Source organism: Streptosporangium sp. NPDC049644, from assembly GCF_040675205.1.
GTDB classification, from domain to species: Bacteria; Actinomycetota; Actinomycetes; order Streptosporangiales; family Streptosporangiaceae; genus Streptosporangium; species Streptosporangium fukuiense.
On the sequence record NZ_JBFAOJ010000287.1, the window covers coordinates 1 to 1,053 of the forward strand.

The following is a 1,053-nucleotide window of genomic DNA, read 5'->3' on the forward strand; positions in this document are numbered from 1 at the left end:
GCGGCGATCGTGACCTGGACACCGTGGGCGATCAGCTCGGCCCGCAACTCCACCGCGCCCGGAGCATCAAGCCCGCGCCGACTGGTCAGCAGCAGATGCCGCACCCCGTGCTCGGCCACCACGTACCGGGCGAACAGCGCACCCAGGCCACCGGTGCCGCCGGTGATCAGCACCGTGCCTTCCGGGTCCCACCGGTGGGGCATCGTGAGCACGAGCTTGCCAGTGTGCTTGGCCTGGCTCATGAGCCGGAACGCCTCCCGGCCCCGGCGCACGTCCCACGCCGTGAACGGCAACGGCCGAAGCTCACCCGAGGCGAACAGCCCCATCAGCTCGCCCAGGATCTCCCGCAACCGCTCGGGCCCGGCGTCCAGCACATCGAACCAGTGGTAGACCAGGCCGGGGAACCGGTCCTGGTCACGGATGTCGAGCTTGCCCATCTCGATGAACCGGCCACCCGGCCGCAGCAGGCGCGCCGAGGCGTCGATGAACTCGCCCGTCAGCGAGTTCAGCACCACATCGATCCCGCGCTCCCCGCACACCGCCCGGAAACGCTCCTCGAACTCCAGATCCCGCGAGGAGGCGATGTGATCGTCCGGAATGCCCATCGAACGCAGCACATCCCACTTGGCCGGGCTCGCCGTCGCGAACACCTCGACCCCGAGCCGCTGAGCGAGCTGGATCGCCGCCATACCGGTCCCACCGGTGCCCGCGTGCACCAGCAGCGACTCGCCCTCCCGCAGCGCGGCCAGGTCCATCAGCCCGTAGTAGGCCGCGAGGAACGCCACCGGGATCGTCGCCGCCTGCTCGAAGGAGCAGTCGTCGGGAATCTTGGCCAAGGAGATGGCGTCGGCGACGACCACCGGGCCGAAGGCGCCCTCGGCCAGACCCGCCACGCGATCCCCGGGGCGCAGCCCGTCCACTCCGGGGCCGACCTCCAGCACCACGCCGGCGGCCTCGGCGCCCATCAGGCCGACCTTGTCCTGGAACCAGCCCAGCGCGTTCAGCCCGTCCAGCAGGTCACGGAAGTTGATCCCCGCCGCACGCACCGCCAAC

Annotated in this window: 1 protein-coding gene; it reads right to left on the reverse strand. The window is 70.9% G+C overall.

Going from position 1 to position 1,053, the window contains the following annotated elements; translation table 11 throughout:
• On the reverse strand, positions 1–1,053 hold a 1,053-nt coding region (locus tag AB0J58_RS45185; protein WP_364228054.1), incomplete at both ends, for an MDR/SDR family oxidoreductase.